Annotated in this window: 21 protein-coding genes; 16 read left to right on the plus strand and 5 right to left on the minus strand. The window is 47.2% G+C overall.

Annotation, left to right across the window (positions count from 1 at the left end; all coding sequences use genetic code 11):
- Nucleotides 1–159: 159 nt before the first annotated feature.
- A complete protein-coding gene (locus tag C7R91_RS15255; protein WP_236697832.1) occupies nt 160–1,614 on the minus strand; it encodes a SulP family inorganic anion transporter in 1,455 nt (484 codons plus the stop codon).
- A gap of 266 nt (nt 1,615–1,880) precedes the next feature.
- Here C7R91_RS15255 and C7R91_RS15260 point away from each other — a divergent pair, with 266 nt between their 5' ends.
- The 3 genes from C7R91_RS15260 to C7R91_RS15270 all read left to right on the plus strand — a co-directional run bounded on the left by C7R91_RS15260 (nt 1,881) and on the right by C7R91_RS15270 (nt 5,809).
- Nucleotides 1,881–3,062, plus strand: a complete 1,182-nt coding sequence (locus C7R91_RS15260) for a P1 family peptidase (RefSeq protein ID WP_106786202.1) — start codon at nt 1,881–1,883, stop codon at nt 3,060–3,062.
- 194 nt (nt 3,063–3,256) lie between these two features.
- Nucleotides 3,257–5,002 (plus strand): ABC transporter ATP-binding protein, encoded by a 1,746-nt coding sequence (locus C7R91_RS15265; protein WP_047069137.1) that lies wholly within the window; start codon nt 3,257–3,259, stop codon nt 5,000–5,002.
- A gap of 21 nt (nt 5,003–5,023) precedes the next feature.
- Nucleotides 5,024–5,809: a Fe-S oxidoreductase gene (locus C7R91_RS15270; protein ID WP_236697833.1), complete on the plus strand. Its 786-nt coding sequence runs from the start codon at nt 5,024–5,026 to the stop codon at nt 5,807–5,809.
- 122 nt (nt 5,810–5,931) lie between these two features.
- Here C7R91_RS15270 and C7R91_RS29390 read toward each other — a convergent pair whose 3' ends face one another.
- The 3 genes from C7R91_RS29390 to C7R91_RS15280 are packed head-to-tail and all read right to left on the minus strand — an operon-like array spanning nt 5,932 to nt 10,536.
- Nucleotides 5,932–6,069 carry a hypothetical protein gene (locus C7R91_RS29390; protein WP_162837748.1) on the minus strand — a complete coding sequence of 46 codons (138 nt, stop codon included), beginning with the start codon at nt 6,067–6,069 and terminating at the stop codon, nt 5,932–5,934.
- Nucleotides 6,070–6,076: 7 nt separating this feature from the next.
- Nucleotides 6,077–8,935: a DEAD/DEAH box helicase gene (locus C7R91_RS15275; protein ID WP_047069139.1), complete on the minus strand. Its 2,859-nt coding sequence runs from the start codon at nt 8,933–8,935 to the stop codon at nt 6,077–6,079.
- Nucleotides 8,932–10,536 carry an SWIM zinc finger family protein gene (locus C7R91_RS15280; protein WP_047069141.1) on the minus strand — a complete coding sequence of 535 codons (1,605 nt, stop codon included), beginning with the start codon at nt 10,534–10,536 and terminating at the stop codon, nt 8,932–8,934. Before C7R91_RS15280 ends, C7R91_RS15275 begins: the two co-directional genes overlap by 4 nt.
- 237 nt (nt 10,537–10,773) lie before the next feature.
- On the opposite strand from C7R91_RS15280, the gene C7R91_RS15285 reads away from it, so the two are divergent.
- The 13 genes from C7R91_RS15285 (at nt 10,774) to C7R91_RS15345 (ending at nt 25,476) form a co-directional block, all read left to right on the plus strand.
- Entirely contained in the window at nt 10,774–11,628 is an 855-nt protein-coding gene (locus C7R91_RS15285; RefSeq protein WP_047069142.1) for a DMT family transporter, read from the plus strand.
- A 100-nt stretch (nt 11,629–11,728) separates the two neighbouring features.
- On the plus strand, nt 11,729–12,613 hold the full coding sequence (locus C7R91_RS15290; protein ID WP_047069144.1) for a YitT family protein: 885 nt from the start codon (nt 11,729–11,731) through the stop codon (nt 12,611–12,613).
- 159 nt (nt 12,614–12,772) lie between these two features.
- On the plus strand, nt 12,773–13,564 hold the full coding sequence (locus tag C7R91_RS15295) for an IclR family transcriptional regulator (RefSeq protein WP_236697834.1): 792 nt from the start codon (nt 12,773–12,775) through the stop codon (nt 13,562–13,564).
- Nucleotides 13,564–14,517 carry an ABC transporter ATP-binding protein gene (locus tag C7R91_RS15300; RefSeq protein WP_047069146.1) on the plus strand — a complete coding sequence of 318 codons (954 nt, stop codon included), beginning with the start codon at nt 13,564–13,566 and terminating at the stop codon, nt 14,515–14,517. Before C7R91_RS15295 ends, C7R91_RS15300 begins: the two co-directional genes overlap by 1 nt.
- A gap of 11 nt (nt 14,518–14,528) precedes the next feature.
- Entirely contained in the window at nt 14,529–15,524 is a 996-nt protein-coding gene (locus tag C7R91_RS15305) for an ABC transporter ATP-binding protein (protein ID WP_047069147.1), read from the plus strand.
- A gap of 67 nt (nt 15,525–15,591) precedes the next feature.
- On the plus strand, nt 15,592–17,172 hold the full coding sequence (locus C7R91_RS15310) for an ABC transporter substrate-binding protein (RefSeq protein ID WP_047069148.1): 1,581 nt from the start codon (nt 15,592–15,594) through the stop codon (nt 17,170–17,172).
- Nucleotides 17,173–17,242: 70 nt separating this feature from the next.
- Nucleotides 17,243–18,178, plus strand: a complete 936-nt coding sequence (nikB, locus tag C7R91_RS15315) for a nickel ABC transporter permease (protein ID WP_047069149.1) — start codon at nt 17,243–17,245, stop codon at nt 18,176–18,178.
- The gene (locus C7R91_RS15320) at nt 18,175–19,086 is read left to right on the plus strand and encodes an ABC transporter permease (protein WP_047069150.1); all 912 of its coding nucleotides are present in this window, start codon (nt 18,175–18,177) and stop codon (nt 19,084–19,086) included. The genes nikB and C7R91_RS15320 overlap by 4 nt, the downstream gene beginning before the upstream one ends.
- Before the next feature lie 12 nt (nt 19,087–19,098).
- Nucleotides 19,099–22,299 (plus strand): M14 family metallopeptidase, encoded by a 3,201-nt coding sequence (locus C7R91_RS15325; RefSeq protein WP_047069151.1) that lies wholly within the window; start codon nt 19,099–19,101, stop codon nt 22,297–22,299.
- A complete protein-coding gene (gene pcp / locus C7R91_RS15330; protein WP_047069152.1) occupies nt 22,271–22,918 on the plus strand; it encodes a pyroglutamyl-peptidase I in 648 nt (215 codons plus the stop codon). The genes C7R91_RS15325 and pcp overlap by 29 nt, the downstream gene beginning before the upstream one ends.
- A 31-nt stretch (nt 22,919–22,949) precedes the next feature.
- Complete coding sequence (pxpB, locus tag C7R91_RS15335) at nt 22,950–23,699, plus strand: 5-oxoprolinase subunit PxpB (RefSeq protein WP_047069153.1); 750 nt, start codon at nt 22,950–22,952, stop codon at nt 23,697–23,699.
- Nucleotides 23,700–24,707, plus strand: a complete 1,008-nt coding sequence (locus C7R91_RS15340; RefSeq protein WP_047069154.1) for a 5-oxoprolinase subunit C family protein — start codon at nt 23,700–23,702, stop codon at nt 24,705–24,707.
- Between the two features lie 4 nt (nt 24,708–24,711).
- Nucleotides 24,712–25,476, plus strand: a complete 765-nt coding sequence (locus C7R91_RS15345) for a LamB/YcsF family protein (RefSeq protein ID WP_047069155.1) — start codon at nt 24,712–24,714, stop codon at nt 25,474–25,476.
- 4 nt (nt 25,477–25,480) lie between these two features.
- Here C7R91_RS15345 and C7R91_RS15350 read toward each other — a convergent pair whose 3' ends face one another.
- A complete protein-coding gene (locus C7R91_RS15350) occupies nt 25,481–26,614 on the minus strand; it encodes a GerAB/ArcD/ProY family transporter (protein WP_047069156.1) in 1,134 nt (377 codons plus the stop codon).

Below are 26,614 nucleotides of genomic sequence, written 5' to 3' on the forward strand. Positions count from 1 at the left end.
GCACTGCAAAATGATGCTGACCAATTCGGAAATATGATCGGACTATTGCAAAAATGAAATAAGAGGAAATCTTGACTTCATTTGCACAAAAGGAAATCCCCTAACGACAAGAGATGGAGCTCTTGTATCCGTTAGGGGATATTCATTGAAAACGGCAAATTAATGTCCGGCAGGAGTACTTATACCCACACGATCAATCAATCGTTTGCTTTCTTCATTAAGTCCGGTGATGAGTACGAATTTGTCCAGTTGTCTGTATTTGTCTACGACCTTCGAGATAGCCGTAACAGCTGACAAATCCCAGACATGGGAACGAGAAAAGTCAATGATAATCTGCTGGGGATCATCCTGAAAGGAAAATTGGTCGACGAAGTGTGTCATGGTACCAAAGAAGAGCTGACCTGAGACGGTGTACACTTTTTCGCCCGTATCGCTCTCATAGGAGGAGGCATGCAACCGAGCCATCCTCCAGCCAAAAATGACTGCACTCAGGATCACACCAGAAATGACCCCTTTTGCCAAATCGTGCGTAGCGACGACGACGATCACCGTAGTAATCATCACAATGGCATCCCCAAAAGGAATTTTCCGCAGATCCCGTATAGACTGCCAGTTAAATGTCCCGATCGATACCATGACCATGACACCGACGAGGGCAGCCATCGGGATTTGTTTGACGACGTCCCCAAGCACCAGGATCAAGAACAAGAGAAAAATCCCTGCAACCAAGGTGGACAGGCGGCCACGCCCACCTGATTTCACATTGATAACGGACTGTCCGATCATGGCACAACCAGCCATTCCGCCAAAGAATCCGGTGATGATGTTGGCGATCCCTTGGCCTTTCACTTCCGTATTTTTGTTACTGCGCGTATCTGTCATCTCATCAAGAATGGCAGCAGTCATCAATGATTCCAGAATCCCGACCAATGCAAGTGGAAAGGAGTAAGGCAGTATGATCATGAGTGTTTCCCAGTTCAACGGGACACTAGGAAGGTGGAACATTGGCAATTGACGCGTGATTTCACCCATGTCACCGACGGTTCGTACATCAAGACCTGCCCAGATGGAAATGACAGTCATGAAAATGATTGCTACGAGAGCAGAAGGGACTGCTTTGGTGAGACGCGGCAACAAATAAATGATCGCAAGCGTTCCAGCCAGCATGACGTACATTACCCAGGTCGCCCCAATGAAATGGGGAAGCTGAGCCATAAAGATGAGAATAGCCAACGCATTGACGAAACCAATCACAACGGTATGAGGGACAAAGGTCATCAGCCTGCCGATTTTACAGGCCCCCAGTATCACTTGCAAAATACCGGTCAGAACAGTCGCCGCAAATAAATACTCGATGCCATGCTCCTTGACCAGAGTAATCATTAATAATGCCATAGCACCAGTAGCTGCCGAAATCATGCCTGGTCTTCCTCCGACAAACGCAATGATGACTGCGATGCAAAAGGAAGCGTACAATCCAACCATTGGATCGACACCGGCAATAATAGAAAAAGCGATGGCTTCTGGAATCAGGGCAAGTGCAACCGTAATACCTGCCAGTACGTCCGCACGTACGTTAGAAAACCATTCCATTTTTAGTTGTTGAAGGTTCAAATATGTTCCTCATTTCTGTATCGTATAGTGACTTTCCCCTTTCAGAAAAGTCGGGGCCGTTTTTCACAGTTTTTCATTATAGTAAAAAGGCTTCATCTTCGCCATTCTTTTTTTAAAGGAAACTGTAAAAAGGCAAAAAGATATACGACTTTCCGACCAAAAGTGCAGAGGGGAATTGAGCGGGTCGCTGAAACAAGTTATGATAAAAAATAAGTCTGAAATTTCAAAAAATAATTTAACTTTTATGATGAAGGGTGGATACGACGATGGCCAAGGATTGGAAGGATGCGAAGCAAGTACAAGAGAAGCATGAAGAATTGCTAGTGAAACCATCCGTAACCAGGCGGAAATTCCTCCAAAAAACAGCCATGCTAGGATTGGCGGCAGCCGTACCTGCTTCTCTCCTGACGCTTGGAACTGCTATTGGACAGGAGCCAGCGATAGAAGAAGGAAGCTCGTCGAAAAACGGCTCACCCCGAATGCCAAAGCTTGCAAGTGGTACGATTGTCGATGTTCCGGGAGTCAAAGTCGGACAAGTCCAAAATGAGGAGGCCTTGACTGGCTGTACAGTGATTGTTCTGGAAAAAGGATCAGCATGCGGGGTAGATGTACGAGGTTCTGCACCTGGGACACGAGAAACGGATTTGTTGAATCCGATCAATTCTGTCCAGGAGGTCAATGCAGTCGTTTTAACAGGGGGCAGTGCTTATGGATTGGATGCCGCAAGCGGTGTCATGCGTTATATGGAAGAACAGGGACAAGGCTACAACGTCGGAGTGGGCGTCGTCCCGATCATTCCGGCTGCGGTTATTTTTGATTTATCGATCGGCAGTGCCAAAATCCGTCCGGATCAACAAATGGGCTACGAGGCAGCACGTCTTGCCAGCAAACAGCCAGTCCAGCAAGGCAATGTCGGGGCAGGGACGGGTGCGACAGTTGGAAAAATGGCGGGGATGAAGCGAGCAATGAAGGGTGGGCTTGGAACAGCTTCTCGCCGTCTGCCAAATGGTCTCGTCGTAGGTGCAATCGTAGCGGTGAATGCCGTCGGAGAAGTGCGGTTACCCTCCACAGGAGAAATTTTGGCAGGAGCAAGGGGAGAGGATGGCAAGATCCGCGAAAGCCTGTCATGGATGATCGATGCGGCAACTCCCCCGGTTCCGGCAGGGACAAACACTACCATCGCAGTGGTTGCGAGCAACGCGAATTTGAACAAAGTACAAGCGAATAAAGTCGCGCAAATGGCGCATAATGGACTCGCCAAAACGATTCATCCGGTTCACACGATGAGTGATGGAGATACGATTTTTGCCATCGCCACAGGGGGCGTGGAGGCTTCGGTCAATCTCGTCGGGACGCTGAGTGTCGAAGTGCTGGCGGAAGCGGTTGTCAATGCGATCCTCTCTGCCAAAGGGGCGGGTGGGGTGCCTGCTTATCAAGATTTACGCTAAGTGACATTCAGGTTCGAGCCTCGCATTCCTTGATGGATAAGGAGGTTCGAACCGTTTTTTCTGCCAATGTGCTCCGTGAAGAAAAAAATTCCAATAAAACATCGATATAAAAGTCAAATCCATATATAATGAAAATGATTTTCAAAATCAAATACTTGATTGATGTTGTTCTTGAGAGAGGAGTTGCTGCTTCAATGCTTCGCAGATTTTTTTCTTACTATCGGCCTTATCGTGGATTATTCATCCTCGACTTCACGTGTGCAGTGTTCGTTGCCTTGTTGGAGTTGGGATTTCCGCTTGCAGTGAACATGGTTGTCGATCAATTACTTCCAAGTAAGGATTGGAACATGATCGTGTGGGCGTGCATTGGACTTTTGGCCTTGTATGGTCTTAACGCCGGGATGAACTATGTCGTCACGTACTGGGGACATATGCTTGGAATTAATATCGAGACGGATATGCGTAAGAAGCTGTACGACCATATTCAAAAGCTCTCTTTCCGCTTTTTCGATAATACCAAGACGGGGCATCTGTTATCTCGCCTAACGAATGACTTGATGGAGATCGGGGAGGTCGCGCACCACGGTCCAGAAGATCTGTTTATCGCCGTGATGACGCTAATCGGTGCTTTTCTCCTGATGTACAATATAAATGAAGAAATGGCACTGCTTACGTTTTTGGTGATTCCGCTCTTGATATTCTTCGTTGTTCACTTCAACCGTAAAATGACGAGAGCGTTCCACCGTCTGTACGGCGACATGGCGGATTTCAACGCACGTGTTGAGGACAACGTAGGCGGAATGCGTGTCGTACAAGCTTTTGCCAACGAGCAATTTGAAAACAAAAGATTTGCAGAGAACAACCAGCGTTTTCGGATCACCAAGCTGCTGTCCTACAAAATCATGGCCCAAAATATTTCCGTCAGTTACGTCTTGATGCGTTTAGTCAATTTGTTTGTCCTGATTTGCGGCAGCTGGTTTGTGATTCAAGGTGAATTGACCTATGGTGAATTTGTCGCTTTCTTACTGTTAACAAATGTATTTTTCCGTCCGTTGGAAAAAATTAATGCGATTATCGAGAGCTATCCAAAAGGAATTGCCGGCTTCAAACGCTACATCGAAATCATGGACACAGCACCAGATATTGCGGATGCTCCAGATGCGATCCAGGTAGAGTCCTTGAAGGGCGATATCTCGTACAAGAATGTTTCGTTTAGCTACGACCAAGAGTCTTCTGTTTTGCAAAACATCGATTTGAACATCCGGGCGGGCGAGACCATTGCGTTTGTAGGCCCTTCTGGAGCAGGAAAAACCACGTTGTGCAGCCTCTTGCCAAGATTTTATGAGATCGACGGGGGCAGCATCTCCATTGATGGAATGGATATCCGTCAAATCACGCTAGCGTCATTGCGCAGCCAAATCGGGATCGTTCAGCAAGATGTGTTCCTCTTTTCAGGGACGATTCGCGAAAATATCGTGTACGGAAAACTAAACGCTTCAGAGGAAGAGATCTGGGAAGCAGCACGTCTGGCTAAATTAGAAGAGTTTATCCGTTCTCAGCCTGCTGGTCTGGAGACGATTATTGGTGAACGCGGAGTCAAATTGTCCGGTGGTCAAAAACAAAGACTGGCGATTGCGCGCATGTTCTTGAAAAACCCGCCGATTCTGATTTTGGATGAAGCTACTTCTGCACTTGATACCGAAACGGAGGCGGCGATCCAGCAGTCCTTGCAGGAATTGTCCAAAGGACGTACGACATTGGTCATCGCACACAGACTGGCTACCATTAAAAATGCCGATCGAATCATCGTTGTAACGGAACAAGGCATTACCGAGCAAGGAAGCCATGATCAGCTCTTGGCTCGTGAAGGCATCTATAGCAGACTGTATCAAGCACAGTTTGGCACGTACCTCGACCAGTCAAACAGCGTTTTTTCTTGATAACGAATAGAGGGAGAGATTGTGTTGCAACAATGGGATGATGATTTTCTCGCACAGCGTTTTAATATTTCTTCCAAAAAGAGACCCAATACCTTATTTTCAATGAAGGCAAGAGATTTGGTAGACCCGACACATATGAATGAGCTCGTACAAATCTATGCTCCGTTAATCAAGGCACATGAGCTGACTGCTGCTGGTACTTACATCAGCAGTTGGCTCACGAGCCCTTCTCTCGGTCTTTCGTACATGATCTCTGTCTGGAATCGTGCACTTACCATGACGCTGGATCATATGACGATTGAATTGTTTTACGAGGATGACTATCCGCAATTCGCCTTCGTGATCCCGGCGTATGAAATCGTAGAAGCGCCTTTCAGCGAAGCAGAGCGTACAATCTGGCTGAAGGAATGCTATCGTGCGTATTTCCGAGACTTCCTGCACCCGTTGCTCACGACTCTTGCAAAGGTAACGGGAAACCCCGAAGCGATGCTTTGGGGGCAGTTCCCAACCAGGTACAATTACCATACGGATGCTTTTGTGGCGTTGGTAGAACAGGATAGCATCAAGCAGCAAGTAAGGGCTGACTACGATGTCCTCTGTAATCAATTGGAAGGCGAGAGCTTTGGATTGCAAAAAAATCCATTTAAGGTGAAGGTGCGTTGGATCGAGGATATGCGCGATCCGCAAGCGAAAGTGCGGATCAAGAACCAATGCTGTTTGTACTATAAGACGGGGGAGCAAAAGTATTGCTATACCTGTCCGCGGATAAAAGAAGAAGAGCGTGCTCTGATGAGAATTCGCGCGTAGCTGACCCTCCCATTGCGGAGGGTTTTTTCTATACACCTCGACGTATGGAAATTTCCTTTCCACTAGCAAAATCAAACCCAAGGCTAGGGACCATACGTGATCAGGCCTTGGGTTTTTCTCACTTACTCTTTCTTTGTTTGGTTATCGGAAAATTGTTGTTGAACAGCTTCCAAAAAACGCAGCCATGCCTCAGGTAGCTTGGGCTCTTCTGTAGGGCGGCGCATAGTGGAATTGCTGTCGTTTTGTTTCACTCGCTCCATTCTCCATCTATCCTTTCGTGTCTAGCCAATCATGGCGAAGGGTGAACAAATCCCGCAGCTCTTCCGTAGATAGCTCCGTGATCCAGCTTTCACCCGTCCCGACAATTTGCTGGCTCAACGATAGCTTTCTCTCCATCATCTCATCAATGCGTTCCTCAATTGTCCCGAGCGAGATGAATTTGTAGACGTGAACATTGCGCTTTTGTCCTATGCGATGAGCACGGTCAGTGGCCTGATTTTCTACCGCAGGATTCCACCAGCGATCTACGTGAATGACGTGGTTGGCTTCCGTCAAGTTCAAGCCGGTTCCACCCGCGCGCAAGGAAAGGATGAAGATGGCTCCGCGTTCATCGTCCGGAAGTGTCGGGTCTTGAAAACGAGCGATCATCTCATCGCGTTTTTCTTTCTTCGTGGCCCCATTAAGGAAGTAGACAGGTCCATAGCCTTGTCGTGTCAGCACTCGTTGGAGCAAATTGCCCATTTCGATGTATTGGGTAAAAATCAGGCAACGCTCTTTCTTTTGGCGAATATCCTCCACCAATTCCAGCAGTCTTTCCAATTTGTGCGAGCGACTGGCTTCATCTGTTGTGGAGATTTCATTCAAAATGAGGGCGGGATGGTCACACAATTGTTTGAGACGTGTCAATGTCGTCAGTATCAGACCGCGCCGTTCCATAGGGGAGGCTTTTTCCATACGATCAAACATATCTTGAATCGCTGTCTCATAAAGTGCGCCTTGCTCGGTGGTCAGCGGCACATATTCCTTACTCTCATTCTTGTCAGGCAAGTCGAGTTGAATGTTCGGATCGGTTTTCACACGACGGAGCAGGAAAGGCTGAATAAGTCGTTGCACTTGATTGATGAGCTGCTGGTCTTGGTCGCGCTCGATGGGGTGAACAAAGCGCTGGGTAAATTCCCCGAGACTTCCCAAGTAGCCAGGATTCAAGAAATCAAAAATGGACCAGAGCTCACTCAGACGATTTTCGATCGGAGTGCCTGTGAGAGCGATCCGATGCCATGCTTTCAAATCGCGCACAGCGGACGCTTGCTTTGTATAGGCGTTTTTAATATTTTGCGCTTCGTCGAGACAAATCGTATCCCATGTAACCATTCCTAGCTCCTGCTCATCCAAATGGGACAGGGCGTAGGAGGTAATCACCAGATCCGCTCCCTTGATCGCTGGCAAGAACGCTTCCTTCTTCTGGCGATCATTGCCATAGTGAATCATCACGTGAAGAGAGGGGGCGAAACGCTTCAGCTCTTTTTGCCAGTTGCCTATGACGGAGGTCGGACAGATTAAGAGAGAAGGCGTACTGGCTGGGCCATGTTGCTTGACATGTAGCAAATACGTAATGAATTGAACCGTTTTTCCCAATCCCATGTCATCGGCCAGACAAGCTCCCAACCCAAAGCGGCGTAAAAAGAACAGCCACGAACTGCCCTCCAGCTGATAATGGCGCAACGTCCCGTGAAAAGTAGATGGCTGCTCCATGATCGGGATACGCTTTGTTTCCTGCAATTGATTCAACAGCTCTCGCAAATGCTGGTTTAGCTGAACTTCAACAGATAGAGAAGTGTCGAAATCGAACTCATCATCGGGTAGCTCCTCAACCTCCACAGTAGGGGCGAGGTGCATTCTCATGACATCGCGCAGCGTCATGCCGTTTTTCGCTTTGTTTTTCTTGAGCGCTTCCTGTAGCTGCAAGAATAGATCGGGAGTCAATTGTACCCAATGCCCGCGAATTTTCAGCAGGCGCTGTTTTTGTTTAATGAGTTCCTCAAATTCCTCTTCGCTGAGCTCCACAGGTCCCAAGGCGAGCTTCCATTCGAAATCCATAAGCTGGGAGACACCCAGGAAGGACTGTCTGCTAGCTCCGACAGAGGATGTAATTTTGGCTTTTAGCTTCGGTTTAACCCGGCGCACTTGTTCCCACCATGCTGGCAGAAAGACGTGAATGCCTGCTTGCACCAACTGCAAACTGCTCGAAGTCAAAAAGATCCATGCTTGCTCGTTCGTCAGTCGGGTGAGAAAACGGATTTGATTCTTCTGGGTGTCTTTTTGCCAAGGGAGAATCTCTTTGCATTTGGCCAGGTCCGTGAGAAAACGATTCCAGTGTTCACGCCAGTCAGCAGGGATGCGAGCGGTGGCTACTCCCTCAGCCGTCAACTGGTGTGGCTCTATGAGAAATAATTGATCGGGCTCTTCACGATTCTGCAAATACACTTGGAGTTGCCAGTCATTGGGGTGCTCCTCAGCCTCGACGATTTGCAAGCATGTGCGAAACGGTGTTGTATCTGGCAGCCAGCCTATCGATTGCAACCATTCTTGTTCCTGAAGGTGTGGAGAAAGCTCCGCGCCCATGACGTACAGAGCCGGGTATTGCGTCAACAGCTGCTCCCACTTTCGCCCGATCTCGCCAGTACCTTGCAAGGATTCCTCCACGACGAGCGAAAGCCACCTGTGTCCATACTCCGGAAAATCGTCGGAATTATGCAGGGCTCTCCAGCCGATATGTCCTTTTTTCCAGGAAGAAAAATCAGGGGCAATGGAGCCTTCTGCGAGCGAATCACGGATCATTCCCGCGACATGCGTAAATTGTTCAAATGGCGTGCTGGATGAATAGGTCCGATGCAAAAGCCACTGGGGGGAGACGAAAAAGGAGAGGGCCTTGGCAGGGCTGAGCAATACGCCATGCTCGTTTTTGTCCAGGAAGGTTCCGTAATAGGATGACTCATCCCACGCAAACAGTGTTCCTGCCAATTCTTCTGGATCGACCACCGCTCCTTGCGTGTCTTTACCAGTAATCAAGAATTGTCCGTCTGCCAAAAGCTCTCCGTCTAGAACCAATGTAGTGACGGTATTCATAAGTTGAAATTTCCTCTCCTTAGCTCTTCTTGAAAAGCACGTAACCGATTATGTTTGGCAGATAATTGTTCCACGTATTTTTCCCAGCGCGCATCTTGGTTTGCCCTGTTGTAAATCGTCCTTACCTTTTTCATGAGCTTGATCGCTTCTTTGTAGGCCGTTCGATTACGTTCCGCAATGAGCCTGTTCACCTCGCGCAAATAAAAAGGGAAGAGCAGAGTTGGCTCGGCTTCCTCGATTTCTTTCACCTGCACGATCGAGATATCTGCCATAGGCACTTGAAACGACATTTGCAAATCAATCCATTGCTGAAACTGTCGTTCTTCATATAAATAGGCGGCATATTCGTGATAACTGCTCGGTAAGAACTGCTTCAGCTTGGCCCCGCACTCAGCGGATCGTCCCACTTGCTCCATCGCTTCCTGCCAAATGGCGATAACGAGTCGGTAATGCTGTGTCTCGGCTTGACCGATTAAGGATGTCAACGAAGCAGTCCAATCGAGAAATCGCTGCCATTCTCCATTGCGAGCGAATGATTTCATATAGGATAAGTAAAAGGAGAGGTTCAAGCGGCTCATTCTTTTCCAGATTTGTAGAGCAGCTTCGTCCTCCTTTTCCATGACATAAAAGTGGGCACGGAGCAGCAGCGCTTTTTCCTTTTCGTCGGCAGAACTGTTTTCATCGTTGATAAGCTCATCCAGCACATGGATCTCCTCTTGTATCCACTCTGGCTTCTTCAATAGCATCCACCATAACATTTGATAGGCGAATATCCAGTAGAGGGAGGTGGCTTCGTTTTCTTTCAATTGCTTGGTCAGCTGAAGAGTATCAACGATGGCATCCTGATGGTCAGTTAAAAGAGCAGGGATGTCTGCAAAGTACAACGTTCCTTCTAATTGATCCAATAGCCGCTCGGCTGTCTGAACCAAATCGAGGAACCAGTATGATTGGCGGTACGTTTTAACGTATTGTGTCAGCTTCATGAGATGAAACAGATTGGCATGAATGACAAAGAGTTGTGCCCGATCCTTCGGCCACGAGGCAGCAACACTCAACACATTTTGATAGCTCGATAATAATTCAGAGGAAGCTCGATACGATTCCATGGCCGCAAACAGATTGCGTGTCCAGCTCTCAAAAAATGCCCACCACTCTTTGACGGAGCTGTTCGCGGTAAGCGGCGAGGAAACAGACGCTGTATCCTGCTGAGCAGGAGCGGTATGGCTGTATTTATAAGTAGGAATCAGCAGATGAGGAGAAAAAGTAGCTCGTCTTGGTTGTTGGGAGCGGGTCAAAAATGTGCGAGGATTCTCGAACACGCTGTACATCTGAAAAAAAGTAGCAGCAATATGCTTGCAAATGCGCGAATAAGGGCACGTACAAGTGCTGTTTTGAACCGTTTCCATATCGAGGCGAACATGATACACCTCGGAACCCTGAACATCACTTGTCAAATATTGACCTTGTTCTACGCGTGTATTGAAGACGGCGCCATCTGAAAAGTACGTATAGCCCCGTTCAATGATGTGTCCTTCGACGGCAATTAGGATTTGCTCGCCTACCTGTATCGCTTGTTCCCGAGTCAACTCTCTTTGCAGCATGTAGTCAGATCCTCCGAACGAAGTGTCATCCCTCCATTATAACCCAAAATGCGGAGAATGGAAAAAGATGCGTGTGTTCGAAGCATCAATAAAATGGTTTGGGCGATAAGCGGAAACAATGCTTAATTTTTGCGGGAACTGGGTGTATACTTTACACGTCGAACGAAAAGCAACTAAACGCAATGTGTTTAATTGTCTTTGGTTGTGTTTGTACAACAAGAGAGAGAAGGGGCACACATGCTATCGATTTCGATTCTGCTCGTACTATCGTCTGGCCTTGCGCACGCAGTCTGGAACCTGTTCACGAAAAAAAGTGAGAACAAAATGGCGTTCCTTTTGTTGATTACATTGCCAACAACTGTGATTCTCTTGCCTGTTCTCATATGGGAATGGATACACTTGCAACTGACATGGTCTTTGGTTCTATTTCTGTTTATGTCCTTTTTCTTTCAAGGATGCTATATCTTGTTGATTTCAAAGGCGTATACATACGGGGATATCTCACAGGTTTACCCTATCATGAGGGGGACGGGGACGCTTCTCATTCCGTTTTTCAGCGCGATTTTCTTTCAAGAGTATTTATCGGTACCGGGATGGCTAGGAGTCATTTGCATTGTGATCGGAGTCTTCGCCATTAGTGGGATGATAGGCACAGATCGTCAGGCTCAACCAGTGAATCCGCTCGCCCTGCAATACGCTGTTGCTGTTGGACTATGCATTACAGGGTACACGTTAACCGACAAGCAAATCGTCCAACAATTATCTCCATTCGCTTTATTGGAAATAACCAACTTTGCCTGTCTGATTGTCGCTGGGGGCTTCGTATGGAAGAAGGGACTCATTCGCCGTGAGTGGCAAAAAAACTGGCGAACGATTGTACTCGGTGCCGTCCTGTCACCAGGCTCATATTTGTTGTTTTTGTTTGCCATGACATTGGCACCGCTGGCAGCTATTGCGCCCATTCGTGAGGTAAGTACGGTTTTTGGTACGCTGCTCGGGGTTTTCTTGTTAAAGGAGCGACAACGCGTATGGCGTCTGTCCATGTCTTTGATGATCACGATTGGCATTATTTCGATTGCCCTTTGGGGTTAAAGGATGAGAAAGAGTCGGCTGGGAGAAATCCTGTCTGGCTATTTTTTTTGCTAGCAGGGAAAGATGAAGTGGTAAGAAAAAACGGCTAAGGATGATCAAAATGGATGCAAAAACGGTTGCTCCGATCACTCATAAGCGGACGAAAAAAAGAAGGATCGCACTAAGAGCTCTCGGAATCGTCATTGGAGCTTTGTTGGTGGCAGTCGGGCTGGAAATCTTTCTGGTTCCAAACAACATCATTGACGGTGGTGTAACTGGTGTTTCCATTATGGCCTCAAAGCTGACGGGAGGCCCGCTCGGATTATTTTTATTCCTGCTGAACCTGCCTTTTTTACTTATTGGCTACAAGCAAATTGGCAAGACATTTGCCGTCTCTACGCTGGTCGGTGTCGTTGTGATGTCGTTGGGGACGAACTACCTCCATCATGTCCCTAGCTTGACGGACGATTTACTTCTCTCTGCTGTTTTTGGCGGAATCATCATCGGAATCGGTGTGGGACTTGTCATTCGTGCGGGCGGTTCCCTGGATGGAACGGAAATTGTTGCAATCCTGATGACGAGGAAAAGTCCGTTTTCGGTCGGCGAAATGGTCATGTTTTTTAACATTTTTATTTTGGGCAGTGCCGGCTTCATTTTTGGGTGGGACCGGGCCATGTACTCGTTAATTGCTTACTACATCGCTTATAAAATGATCGATATTACCATGGTCGGACTCGAACAATCCAGATCAGTATGGATCATCAGTGATTATCCAGCAGAAATTGGCGATGCGTTAACGGCGAGACTGGGGCGGGGAATTACCTATTTGAATGGAGAAGGTGGATACTCCGGAGATGACAAAAAAGTCATCTTCTGTGTCATCACCCGTTTGGAAGAAGCGAAGCTGAAATCCATCGTGGAGGAAATCGATTCCTCTGCCTTTTTGGCAATCGGTCATATTCATGATGTTTCTGGTGGACGGTTTAAGAAAAAGAATATTCACTAAAACCTTACGTACAAATTACCCCTGAGCCAGTAGGTAGAACGACCTAATTGTTAAGGGGTAAAAATGTATTGACGAAAATAACTGAATTCATTTAATATTGTGTCATGCCAAAATACAAAATAATGTTCCGTATTTTGGGACAAGCGAATGGTGATGAAAATGGACAAAACAGAAAAAACGGCAAACCGAAGTGTGTTAAAAACGCTAGAGTTTCTAGAATATTTTATCCAAAACAGTGAATTAAGCCTGGCTGAGCTTGTCGAGTTGTCAGATATGCCGAAGAGTACGGTGTTTCGAATTCTTCAGACGCTCGAAATGCGCGGCTTTGTCTCCAAAACGACCACTCATAATCCGCCTAAATACCAATTGGGATTGAAGCTGCTGGAGTTTGGGAACATTGTCGCCCAACGGCTGGAGATCAGGAAAATCGCGCTCCCGTATATGCAGCAGCTACGAGATACGGTGGATGAGGCAGTCAACTTGATTATTCGCGATCAAGACGAAGGGGTGTACATCGAAAAAGTCGATACCCGCCAGTATGTTCGTGTATATACGCAGGTAGGTAGAAAATCACCGTTGTACGCAGGTGCATGCCCGCGCATTTTACTCTCATTTATGCCGGATCATGAGATCGAAGAATTATTGAACCGGGTAGACATGAAGAAAATCTCACCAGACACAAATATAGACAAAGATTTGCTATGGCAATGGATACACGATGCACGTAAAAACGGCTATACAGTCAGCTACGGTGAATTGGAGCCGGATTCCGCAGCAATTGCCGTACCTATTCGAGATTTTACGGGAGAAGTAATAGCAGGTTTGAGCTTGGCTGGAGCTACATCACGCTTTCAGATCGATCGATTGGGGTATTTGGTAGAGGAGACAAAAGCAGTAGCGAATAAAATCATGAGCAAGCTGGGCTATTCAGATGCAAAGGCGGGACTTTGATGCTGGAAATCAAAAATCTTCAGACGAGATTCCGAACCGATAATGGAGAAATTACCGTTTTGGATGGAGTTAGTTTTCAAATCAACAAAGGTGAAACGATTGGAGTAGTAGGGGAGTCGGGCTGTGGGAAAAGTGTCACCTCTCTATCCATCATGGGGCTTCTGCCGAGAACCGCGCGAATCACCGGAGGAGAGATCCTGTACAACGGTGAAAACCTGGTTGCCTTTTCCAAGGATCAGATGAGGAAGGTACGAGGAAAAGAGATCGCGATGATTTTTCAAGAACCGATGACCTCACTCAATCCGGTTTATACAATCGGGGCGCAGATCATGGAGCTCGTCTTGAATCATACAAGTATGAACAAAAAACAAGCCAAAGAGCATGCGATCCAAATGTTGAAGCTGGTCGGGATTCCGAGAGCGGAAGAAATCGTTGATGAGTATCCCCATCAGCTATCTGGCGGGATGAGACAGCGTGTGATGATTGCGATGGCGATGTCCTGTAGTCCCTCTCTATTGGTTGCAGATGAGCCTACGACCGCACTAGACGTGACCATTCAGGCGCAGATTCTTGACCTGATGAGAGAGTTACAGCAGAAGAGCGAGATGACCATCATGCTGATCACGCACGATCTTGGTGTGGTAGCAGAGATGTGCGATCGGGTGGTCGTCATGTATGCAGGGCAAGTCGTCGAGGAAGCCGAGGTAGAAAAGCTATTTGCTACTCCAAAGCATCCGTACACGGTTGGTTTGTTGGGTTCGATCCCAGATATGGACACAGAGCAGGAGTACTTGTTTACGATTGGCGGGACCGTTCCGAGTCCAGGTCAGATGCCCCCAGGATGCCGTTTTGCTGAACGATGCCAGAAGGCTATGGACAAATGCTACGAGCAAGCTCCACCGTTATTCGATGTGAACGATGGTACAAAAAGCAGATGCTGGCTGTATGAGTAAGCGGAAAGGACGTGAATCTTTTGGAAAAATCAGAATGTAAACCCTTGCTTGAGGTGAGAGGGTTAAAAAAATACTTTCCGATTCGTAGTGGTTTAATGAAGAAGGTAACGAATCACGTCAAAGCTGTTGACGATCTCTCTTTTACCGTTGCAACAGGGGAAACACTCGGAATTGTAGGTGAATCCGGTTGCGGGAAGTCAACCACAGGCAGAGCCATTCTACGATTGCTCGAGCCTACGGGTGGCGAAGTGATTTTTCAAGGAGAGAATTTAGCGGCACTTTCCCCAAATGAGATGAGGATGAAGCGAAAGGATTTGCAAATCATTTTCCAAGACCCGTTCGCATCCCTCAATCCGCGAATGACAGTTGGGGAGATCATTGAAGAGCCGATGATCATATTCGAACTGTATGAAACGTCAAAAGAACGCAAGGAAAAAGTAGCGGAATTGATGAGGGTTGTCGGTCTGAAACCAGAAAATTCGGAACGCTTTCCTCATGAGTTTAGTGGCGGTCAGCGACAGCGGATCGGCATTGCACGTGCGCTAGCGCTTAATCCCAAGCTGATTGTGGCAGATGAGCCAGTATCTGCGCTCGATGTATCGATTCAATCCCAGGTATTGAACCTGATGAGGGATTTGCAAAAGCAATACGGACTCACTTACATATTCATCTCTCACAACTTGAGCGTCGTGAAGCATTTTTGCGACAGGATCGGAGTGATGTACCTGGGACGGATGGTTGAGCTGGCACCTAAAAATGCGTTATATGAAGAGCCACTGCATCCTTATACACGCTCATTACTGTCCGCAGTTCCGATTGCCAAGCCAAAAACGAAGCGTGAGCGCATCATCTTGACTGGAGATGTACCGAGCCCTGCGAATCCTCCGAGTGGCTGCACGTTCCATACGCGTTGTCCTGATTGTATGGAAATTTGCAAAACGGACAAGCCCGAATTTCAATCGATGGGCGATGGTCGATATGTTGCCTGTCATTTGTATAACCAATAGGAACAAATGACAGCTATCATATTTTTTCAACATGAATTCCAGAACGAAAAGAAAAGGGGGACTTTTTTTGAAAAAGAAGATAGGTATCACCGCTTGCTCCGCATTACTCGTGCTAGCTGCTGCTTTGGGCGGATGTTCGAGTAAGCCAGCTGACACGAGCACACAGCCAAATCCGCAATCTAAGACAGAAGCGCAAGCTCCGGCAAAAAATGAACTTACACTTGGTGTGAATGGAGATCCGCACTCTTGGGATCCGATTGATACGTTTTTGCTTGATTGGAGTACTGTAGCAACATCTGTATTTGAAGGCTTAGTCGAACGTACCACTGACTTGAAAATCCAGCCAGGACTCGCTGAATCGTGGGAGTTCAAGGATGACAAGACACTTCAATTTAAACTTCGTCAAGGAGTTACCTTCCACAACGGTGAGCCATTCAACGCGGAAGCAGTGAAATTTACATTTGATCGCCTGCTTGGTGAAGAAGGGAAAAAAGGACCACAGCAAGCGAACTATGCTTCGATTGACCGAGTAGAAGTGGTGAACGAGTTTACAGTCAACATGATTCTCAAGGAAAAAGATCCTGTACTCCTTACAAAGCTGGCAGGTTATGGCGGTGTGATCGTTCCGCCTAAGTATTATAAGGAAAAAGGGGACGAGTACTTTAACACGCATCCAGTAGGTACGGGTCCTTTCAAAATGGATAGCTATGAAAAAGATAACAAGGTTGTACTGGTGAAAAATGAAAACTATTGGAAGCAAGGTCAACCGAAGCTGGAAAAAGTAACGTTCCGTTTTATTCCAGAAGCGACTACACGTCTAGCTGAAATGCAAACAGGTGCCATCGACATTATGAAAAAAGTCGAGATTAGCCAAACAGAATCCATCAAGGGCATGTCTGAACTTGAACTGATGCAAGTCGGTTCGCCAACCGTTTATTCCATTCGTTTCAATACATCGATGAAGCCAGTCGACAATGTAAAAGTCCGTGAAGCGATTGCTTACGCGATTGATGCGGACTTGATTATCGAAACGCTGCTCGGCGGATATGGTAAGCGCGTCAATTCATTCCAAAGCGATATGTCTTTCGGCTATGATCCTAACCTGCCATTACGTAATTATGATCCAGAAAAAGCAAAACAACTGCTAGCAGAAGCAGGTGTGAAGGAAGGAACTGAGCTTGATCTCTTCCTCCCTGGTACAGATGCTACGTTTAAAGAGGTAGCACAAGCGATCGAAATGCAATTAGGTCAAGTCGGTCTCAAGGTGAAGCTGAATCTGGTGGACGCCTCCACATTTACTTCTGACCTCATTCCGAACGGAAAAGCAGGACATATGTACCGGAATGGCTGGGGTGGATGGACGCTCGACTTTGATAATACTGCCTATCTGATGTATCACAAAGGCGAGTTCTGGAACCCTGATTTCTATGACGAAAAAGTAGAGGAGCTTTTGAAAGCAGAACGCTCCACGTTTGACCAAGAAAAGCGTCTGGCAGCATTTAAAGAGCTGAATCAACGTCTGTATGAGCTAGTCCCAGATGTACCGCTCTATCAATCGATCAACCTGTGGGCTGTAAACAAACGCGTAAAAGGCTTCCAACCTCCGACAGATGAACGTATCGATTTGCGCGAAGCATCGGTTGAATAAGGAATGTTTTGAACAGGGGAGTAGAAGATGTCTCTTCTATTCCCTTCATTTTTGATAAAGGAGGAGCGGGATGGCAGCCTTTTTAATTAGACGTCTACTACATAGTGTTTTTGTCGTTCTTGCTATTACTCTTGTCATTTTTGTCCTGGTGCGAATGACTGGTGACCCAGTATCGATCATGTTTCAAGCAGGTGAGCCTACCAAAGAGGCAATTACTGAGCTTCGGCAAAATCTCGGTCTGGACGAGCCCGTTCATGTACAGTTCGGGCTTTATTTAAAAGATATGTTTACCGGTAATTTTGGCACCTCTTTCCGAACGGGTGAGAGCGTGATCGACATGATGAAGGAGAAAATGGGAGCAACTTTGCTGCTTGCCTTCGGGGGAATGTTTGTCGCCTTGTTGATTGCGATTCCAGTAGGTATCATTTCTGCCGTTTACAGAGGCAGTGTAGCTGACTTTTTGGGACGCATTTTTTCATTGCTAGGAATCTCTTTTCCTAACTTTTGGTTAGGGATCATGTTAATCATCATATTTGCCGTTAAGCTGGGCTGGTTTCCTGCTTCTGGTTACGAAGGTCTGGAGTATTTGGTTCTGCCTTCCGTTGCACTCGGACTCATCTTGTCAGGGATTTTGGCTCGATTAGTTCGCTCTTCCATGCTAGAGGTAATGAATCAGCAATATATCAATACGGCCCGTTCCAAAGGGATCAAGGAATGGCTTGTCATCATCAAGCATGGCTTACGAAACGCATTAATCCCAACGGTAACCTTTATTGGACTGCAATTTGGAACGTTGTTAGGCGGTACCGTGATTATTGAGCAGGTTTTTTCATGGCCAGGTATCGGGCGTATGCTGATTGACGCGATATCGCAACGTGACTTTCCAGTGATTCAAGGCTCTGTGATTATCTTGTCTTTTTTGATGATCTTCGTGAACCTGTTGGTTGATATCAGTTATGGCTTTATTGATCCACGTATTAGGCAGGGAGGAGGAAAAAGCGAATGACTACAGCGACAGTTACAAACAATCAGACCAATCCACCAATCAAAAAACGTGGAAAATGGAGCAAGATGGGCAGAAGATTCGTTCGAAATCCGTGGGCAATGACGGGGATGTTCTTGCTTATGCTTGCCGTCGTATCCGCACTTTTCGCTCCGGTAATTGCGCCATCCACTCCTGATAAAGCTGATTTGCGTGCACGGCTGGTTGCTCCCTCGTGGATGGACGATACTGGGAAATCCGAGTATTTGCTAGGTACCGATCAGGTAGGACGTGACTTACTGAGCCGAATCATTTACGGAGCGCGAATATCGTTATTGGTTGGTGTTGTATCCGTACTGATTTCCTTAGTTATCGGGGTGATTCTGGGCCTCATCGCAGGCTTTTACGGACGCTGGGTAGATGATCTGTTAATGCGCTTGGCAGATGTACAGCTGGCATTCCCTTTCATTTTGTTTGCGATTATTGTCATGACGGTCTTTGGGGCAGGTCTATGGAAGCTCATACTTGTTCTGGGGATCAGTAACTGGGTAGGCTTTGCACGCCTGGTTCGAGGACAGGTCATGAGTGTAAAAGAAATGGAATACGTCCAGGCTGCAAAAGCAATCGGGGCTACGAATTTGCGGATCATCAGAAAACATGTCCTGCCAAACGTTTCTTCTTCGATCATCGTATTGGCAACGTTAAATGTAGCCACCAACATTTTGTTGGAAGCATCGTTGACGTTTATTGGGTTGGGTGTAGACCCTTCGATTCCTACATGGGGAGGCATGCTGGCAGACGGTCGCAACTATCTGGAGACGGCATGGTGGGTTGCTACTTTCCCTGGCATCGCCATTATGATTACGGTGTTTGGAATTAACCTGCTGGGCGATTGGCTGCGTGATGAGCTAGATCCAAATCTGCGCGTGTAAGGGGGCTAACCAATGAGAGGGCTAGGTGATATTTTTACAACGAAAGGGTTAGTTGCGGACCGAAACAATGATGGTGTAGCTGATTCATTGTCTGTTTCCTTCTGTTTTCAAACGGGAATCGTCGTAGAAGGATTCATTGATTTTTGTGCCCGATTAGGCCTTGAAACAAGTGAGCTGGATCTGCCTTCCATTCATTTTGAAGATTCACCGATGGTTGCTAGCAGCACGAAAAGCGGTGAGTGGCTTTGCACAGTATGTATTGAGCCATCCTGCGACGTGGATGATGCTTCATGCACTCTCGATCGAGGGAACAATCGAATTGCTTTCGTTGGTGGAAGCGAGGAGAGTCTTAGCCGATTACTGCGCTGGATGGCGGCGTATTGGACAGATGCAGTACCTGCAACCACTTCACTCGGTGACATTGAAAGGATTCGTTGTTCTTTACATGAAGTTCAACTATATGTTTGTGCGGATGCTTCACCTGTCTATCAAATTGCGATAGCCCAGTACGGGCTGATGAGCTCGCATGAGGGAAGTCCTATCGTAGAGAGACCAACTCCGCTTGATAGTCTGGCAGAGCTTTGGACGACGGCAGGGTTCTATCAAGCAGGGCGTACGGATTTAACGAGTCGGACAGATGTATTTTTTACAGGGATCCATACTGCAGAGGCGGTTATGTCTGCCGCCCGCTTTGCAGCTCGGATTGGTCTAGCCTCGACCGGGATACTTTTCCCGCTCACAGGAGAAGCAAATCGGATTGCGGAGCTCACCTTTTCTTTACACATGAATGGTGAAGCACCTCTAGCAAGTGGAGTGGTCGAAGTAATCCCAGACCCTAAAGAAAAGACAGCAAGAGTCATCCAGCTTTCAGGGGGAGGACAAGCGATTGTTGCTGCGCTTGATTATTTCGGGACTGCCACTTCGCACCGACTCGGGGGGACTTTTGGTGCATGGGAAGTATCAGACGAGCCAAAAGAGAAGGAATTCCCTTTATTTATAGAGAAAACATGGAAAGATCAGGGCGAACGAAATGAGATAGAACAGTTGTTTCATGAGCAGTTGATCGCGATTGTTAGTCAAAAGGAGACGGACGGGTGTTTATCTTCTCCGCTTGCGGTCACCGCGTTTTTGTCAGAACCAAAAGAGATTCGACGTGCGTTGGAGCGATGCTGGAAGAGCGCAATCACGGAGCTGCTTCCGGATAACGATAGTACGGTACATATTCACTCTGCTTTTAAACCAGGCTTGTGCTGGATAAAAGAAACGATTTTGCCGTCTCTTGTACGTACAGGGGAACGAGTAGAACGAATTTTGATCTCTTTCCAACGAGAAGAAAGAGAAGGAGGCATGGAGCTTTCTCATCGATGGCTTCAAGAATTATACCCGGTTGATCAGTTGTTGGAAAAAGAATTGGGCTTGTCCTTGTCGCAAGTATCATTCGTGATGGATGAGAACCTACCTTATACTTACCAAGTCGAGGCTTGGGGAGTCGGGTTGGAGCACTTAGGTACATGGAATTTGGATGTACCTGTATCCACAGTGCCGTATGCCGACGAGCAAAGTCGAGCTTATCCAACTACGTCAGGACTCTTCTTCTCCTATGGAACAACAAAAGAACAATTCTTGGTTCCTACGGATCGGGAGAGGTTTTGGCAATTCTATACGCAGCAATTTTTACCTGAGTTGACGGAAGGATTGTTATGTAAACAAAATGAACCGTATCACGGAAACATTCCGCTCTTTCATTCGATAGAGGTAACCGTCACTATGAGTGAACAGGAAGAACGGCTAGACATAGACGAAGAAACAATATCGTCGTTAGAAGCGTTGCATGAAGATATTTATTTTTATACGCTGGACTACTATGCGTATTTGGGTGAAAGAAAAACGGGAGTGGCGTGGAATTCTCCTGGGGCGGTGCGACCATTTGTAAAGGTCAAACCAGGAAGCTCTCCAGTGGCAACCATTCGCGTAAAAGAATATAAAGAGGAACCAGCTTTCTCTATCAAAACGACTCATTTATACTTCGAGGCAGAGCAATCTGCTCCTGTAAAAGCACGCATCCAGAGAACGAACGAAAAGAGTACCAGCATCGAAGAACGGAAGCTTCCTAATCTACACCGAAACCATCATCCAGATATGTGCGAATGGGCAGAGCTGGCTACACATCCGTCTGTGCATATCTGGGAAGTAGAGAAATCGTTTGAAGGAAGGCCGATTTTTGCAGTGGAAGTAACAGCACCCCAGATTTCTACATACGTATCAACTCACAAGCTATCTTTGTATAAACCAACCATTTTGCTCGAAACCGGACATCATCCAAACGAGGTTTCCAGTATGCCTGCTGCACGTGAACTGGTGGCAGAGCTCATAACCGAAAAAATGGATTTGCTTACTCGTTTCAATCTGATCGTGATTCCATTTGCCAATCCGGATGGGGTCGCACTTCATCAAGAGCTCGTCAAAGATAATCCATTTTGGAAGCATCATGCTGCCCGTTATAATGCCGTTGGATTAGAATATACCAATCACCGTTTTCAGCCGAGTGTTTTTGGCGAATCGCGGGTAGTTCCCCAACTGTTTTATCGCTGGTTGCCGGATGTGATCATTGATGATCACGGAATCCCTTCGCATGAATGGACACAACCATTCGCAGGGTACAATAGCCCGCCGAGATTCCCAGTATCCTATTGGTTGCCGATCTCACTCTTTTACGGAATTGGCCGCGAGATGGAGCGATCTGACTATCCTCATCATGCTGTCGCTCTTGATACGGTTCAAAAGGCAGCCGAGGAAGGGCTGAGACATCATCCGCGTCTGTGGAACAAAAATAAACGCTTTATCGAGCGCTACATTCGGTATGGACATAATTGGGAGCCCGCCATTTTCCCATTGCCTACTGATCAAGATTTCTTGTTTTATCGTTGGCCTACAAAGCCGAACAGAACCTCTCCTTCTTTACTCTCTCGTTTTCCTGAATGGGTGACGCTTGATTTAATAACGGAAGCGGCTGATGAGACGGTCGCGGGAGGAGCATTGCGAGATTGCATAGAAACACATAAAGTTTTCAATCGTGCTGTCATGGAGTGTGTGGCATCCAGCCCACGGCGTGTTTCGCGACAGTATAGACAAGACCATATTCGACTCACACGAATGAGACCGATGCGGATCGGAGGAGGCAATTATGAAGACCATTTTAGTAACAGGGTTTGATCCTTTTGGTGGAGAAATGGTTAACCCTGCTTGGGAATCAGTAAAAGAGCTGGGAAAAATCGAGTCTGATTTGTATAAAGTAGAGCTGCGCCAAATTCCTACGGTTTTTGAAAAATCTATCGAACATCTGTACACAGCGATAGATGAAACGAATCCGGACATCGTGTTATGTATCGGTCAAGCAGGTGGACGAGGAGATATTGCGGTTGAGCGTGTAGCGATTAACGTCAATGATGCTCGAATCCCGGATAATGAAGGAAATCAGCCGATTGATACACCGATCAGGGAAAATGGTCCTACTGGCTACTGGTCTACATTACCAATCAAAGCGATTGTACACGAGTTAAAACAACAAGGAATTCCGGCTTCCATATCGCAGACGGCGGGTACATATGTGTGCAACCATCTTTTTTATGGATTGATGCATTACCTTGCTGAGAAAGAAGCTTCCGTACGCGGCGGGTTCATCCATATCCCTTATTTGCCTGAACAGGCAGCAAGGCAAGCAGGGCAGCCAAGCATGGCGTTAGAAACAATTGTAAAAGGCTTGCGATTGGCAATCGAGACGACCATATCTAATGATCGAGATATTGTCATGGAAGGCGGACAAATTAGCTGAGCAGGAGGAGAAACCCTCCTCCCTTCCATTCATGTGGCAGTGCCGATATTCGAAAATGGAGGGAAAACCGTTGCCTAGATATGAATTCTCTCCTCTTGGGGACTCGGGTGTCATGGTCAAACTAGGAGAGGTTATCGATCAACAGACCCATGAGAAGGTCATCCAATTCTACGAATACCTACAGGAGCATCCTTTCCCCGGGATGATCGAATCTGTACCTGGCTTTACGACTGTTACAGTCTATTACGATCCGATTACTCTTTTCGATCCACTTGATGATATTTTGCCATACGATCGTGCTGTTGCTATTCTTGAGCAAATGTCGCAGCAAATCTCCAACACTCACTCTAAAGAGTACAGACTGGTAGAAATCCCGGTTTGTTATGGTGGGAGCTTTGGGCCGGATCTAGAAGTTGTTGCCAAACAAAATGGTCTTAGTATAGAGGAAGTGATTTCGATCCATTCGACAACAGAGTACCTGGTGTACATGATCGGATTTGCTCCTGGCTTTCCGTATCTCGGTGGAATGGATGAGCGACTGGCTACGCCGCGACGTTCCTCGCCACGACTATCTATTCCGAAGGGTAGTGTAGGAATCGGAGGATTGCAAACAGGTATTTATTCGATAGAGAGCCCAGGTGGGTGGCAAATTATCGGAAGAACACCATTGAGCTTATTTCAGGCAGGTGAAAGTTCTCCAAGTCTCTTGTGCGCTGGTGATAAAGTTCGTTTCCGTCCTATCTCCGAGCGGGAATACGATAACGGGGAGAAGGTGTACTAAGTGAGTGTAGAGGTGATTACGCCAGGACTTTGCACAACCGTTCAAGATACAGGTAGATTTGGCTTTCAGCAGTATGGGGTCAGTGTCAGTGGGGTGATGGACAAACAAGCTGTACAGATTGCGAACATGATAGTTGGCAATCAACAAACGGATGCGGTTCTGGAGCTGACGATGAGAGGTCCAAGCTTGTTGTTTCATAAGGACATGCTAATAGCCATTTGTGGTGGTGACTTCAAAGTCACGATCAATGATAGATCCGTCCTGCCCAATCGAGCAATCTGGATCAGGAGTGGAAGCATCTTGAAGTTTGGCCTTGCCCAGGAAGGCTGTCGCGCCTATCTCGCAGTCGCAGGCGGATGGGATGTGCCACTTTTGATGGGAAGTCGTAGTACGAATCTCCGTGGAAGCTTCGGAGGCTTTGCGGGTAGAATGCTTGCGGCAGGAGATAAGCTAGTTCAAAGCTCTCCAGGTGCATTCAGCCAATTTCTCGCTAACCAATTGGAAAAAAAGGCAGGAGCGGCTCCCTTCTACCAAGCGAATTGGTTTATTCCTTCAAATACGTTTGTAAAAAATGGAGAAGCGGTTGTACGGGTGATACTAGGCGAGCAATTCGCAGATTTTTCGGAAGAGAGTCGTCAAAGCTTTTTCGAACAAACCTTTCAAGTGTCTACTCAATCAGACAGGATGGGGTATCGCTTAACAGGACCGGCGCTCGAACTTACGAAGTCAATGGAACTGATCTCGGCTGCGGTCACCATTGGTACGATACAGGTTCCGCCAAACGGTCAACCTATTATCCTGATGGCAGACAGACAAACCATTGGAGGTTATCCGAAGATAGGCTATGTGCCAACGATAGATTTGCCGATCGTCGCCCAGTTGCGGCCAGGCGAAAAGATTCACTTTCAAGAAATTTCTCTGCGTGATGCTCAAAAGGCGCTTATCGAGAGGGATTCATTGATGAAGGCGATCAAGCTTGGTATAGAAGTAACCGTGGGATGGAGGTGAAAAGATGAAAACAGTAGATCTAAACTGTGATCTGGGAGAGAGCTTTGGCGCCTATCAGTTGGGCAACGATCAAGAAATTTTGTCCTATATCACCTCTGCAAATGTGGCATGTGGTTTCCATGCTGGCGATCCTGTGACGATGAGAAAAACAGTGCAAATGGCTTTAGAGGCAGGTGTGGCAATCGGTGCCCATCCCGGATTCGCTGATTTGGTCGGCTTCGGTCGCCGAAACATGGAGATTTCTCCTGAAGAGGCGTACGATCTAGTCGTGTACCAAATCGGCGCACTGCAAGCGTTTGTCAGGGCAGAAGGGGGCGTTATGCATCATGTGAAGCCACATGGGGCCTTGTACAATATGGCAGCCACAAGACCCGCGCTGGCTGAGTCTATCGCGTTGGCCATCTACAAAGTAAATCCGGAACTGGTGTTGTATGGCTTGGCGGGGAGCGAATTGACGCGTGCTGGCGAAAAAATCGGACTAGCTACGGCGCACGAAGTGTTTGCCGACCGTACGTATCAGCACGATGGCACGCTGACACCACGCAGTCAGCCGAATGCGCTGATTACAGACCGACAGCAATCCCTTCAACAAGTCATTCGTATGATAAGCGAGGGACGCGTCCTGACCCAGCAAGGCGTGGATATCCCGATTCAGGCCGATTCCATTTGTATTCACGGCGACGGTGCCCATGCGTTGGAATTCGCGCAGAGCATCCGAGAAGCTTTGTTAGAAGCTGGCATTACCATCTCAGCACGATTTGCTCGATAGGCATCTATCGGGCATTTTCTGTTTCTGGCCCGGGAGTCTGGTGTCGTGCGGTACTTCGCTTTTTCCCCCAGAGAAGGAAGAGCACGAACAATAGCGGGATATAGCCATAAATGAAAACGAGGCTTACTTTCCCATAAAAATCGAGTGCCATGAGCAATGGAGTCGTACCTTCGAGCAGATAGGAACCCATTGCCAAAGATATGAGGAGAAGCAAAAGGGAGCGGATTTGACTGATGCCCAATAGTTGTTTCATTCCGCGGGTAACCCCCCATAGATTGAGACAGATGTTAGGTAAAATCACGAACAGCCATAGAGAGATCACAATGAACTCCAATCGCTGCAAAATCGGAATTTCGACGATTTTGAGCATGGTCAACGTCGGCCAAATAATCTTATCCAGTTCACCGTGGCTAAACATGAGAAATGTTACGATGGCGACGGCTACATATAGAAGCGTGCTGATAAGGACGCCAGCGTGGGCCCATTTTTGCGAGTGAGCTGCTCGCTTGATAAACGGGTAGTAGAAGAGCACTAATTCAAAGCCCATATAATTGATAACAGCGTCTTTGGCAGATGCGATCAAAGCGGTGAGATTATGCGAAAACATCGGGAACAGGTTATTTGGGTGAGCGTACTCGAAAGGGAATAGAAATAAAGGAAGCATTAAAATCGCCGGAATCACCACACCTAAAAAACAGACGCCCGTAACCGTGCGAAAACCGCCAGCAACAATGTACAGAATGAGGAGCAAGATTATTAGCGTCGTACTCCACGTATGCATGAGAGGGAAAATAAACTGCTTCACAATACTGACGTAAGAACGCAAGATGAGAAAAGCAGCCATCCAGACGTAGATCAATACGACAAAGCTCATCAGCTTGCCTAGCCATTTTCCAAAGCAGAGCTCGTGAAGGGAGAACAGATCTTGGCTGCCCGCATTCAACATAAAATAGAGCATCCAAATAATGAGATGGATGCTTGCCCCGGCAAGTAGAAGGGAGATCCAGGCATCGTATCCGGCATGGGATACGATTGTCCGTTGAAAGCCCAGTATCCCGATCCCCACGATATTGGCGTGCACGAGAAAGAATACAAAAAAAGGTGAAACCATCGCGCTTTCCCGAATGGAAGTACTCAC

The sequence above is a fragment of the Brevibacillus formosus genome, from assembly GCF_003013405.1.
GTDB lineage: Bacteria > Bacillota > Bacilli > Brevibacillales > Brevibacillaceae > Brevibacillus > Brevibacillus formosus.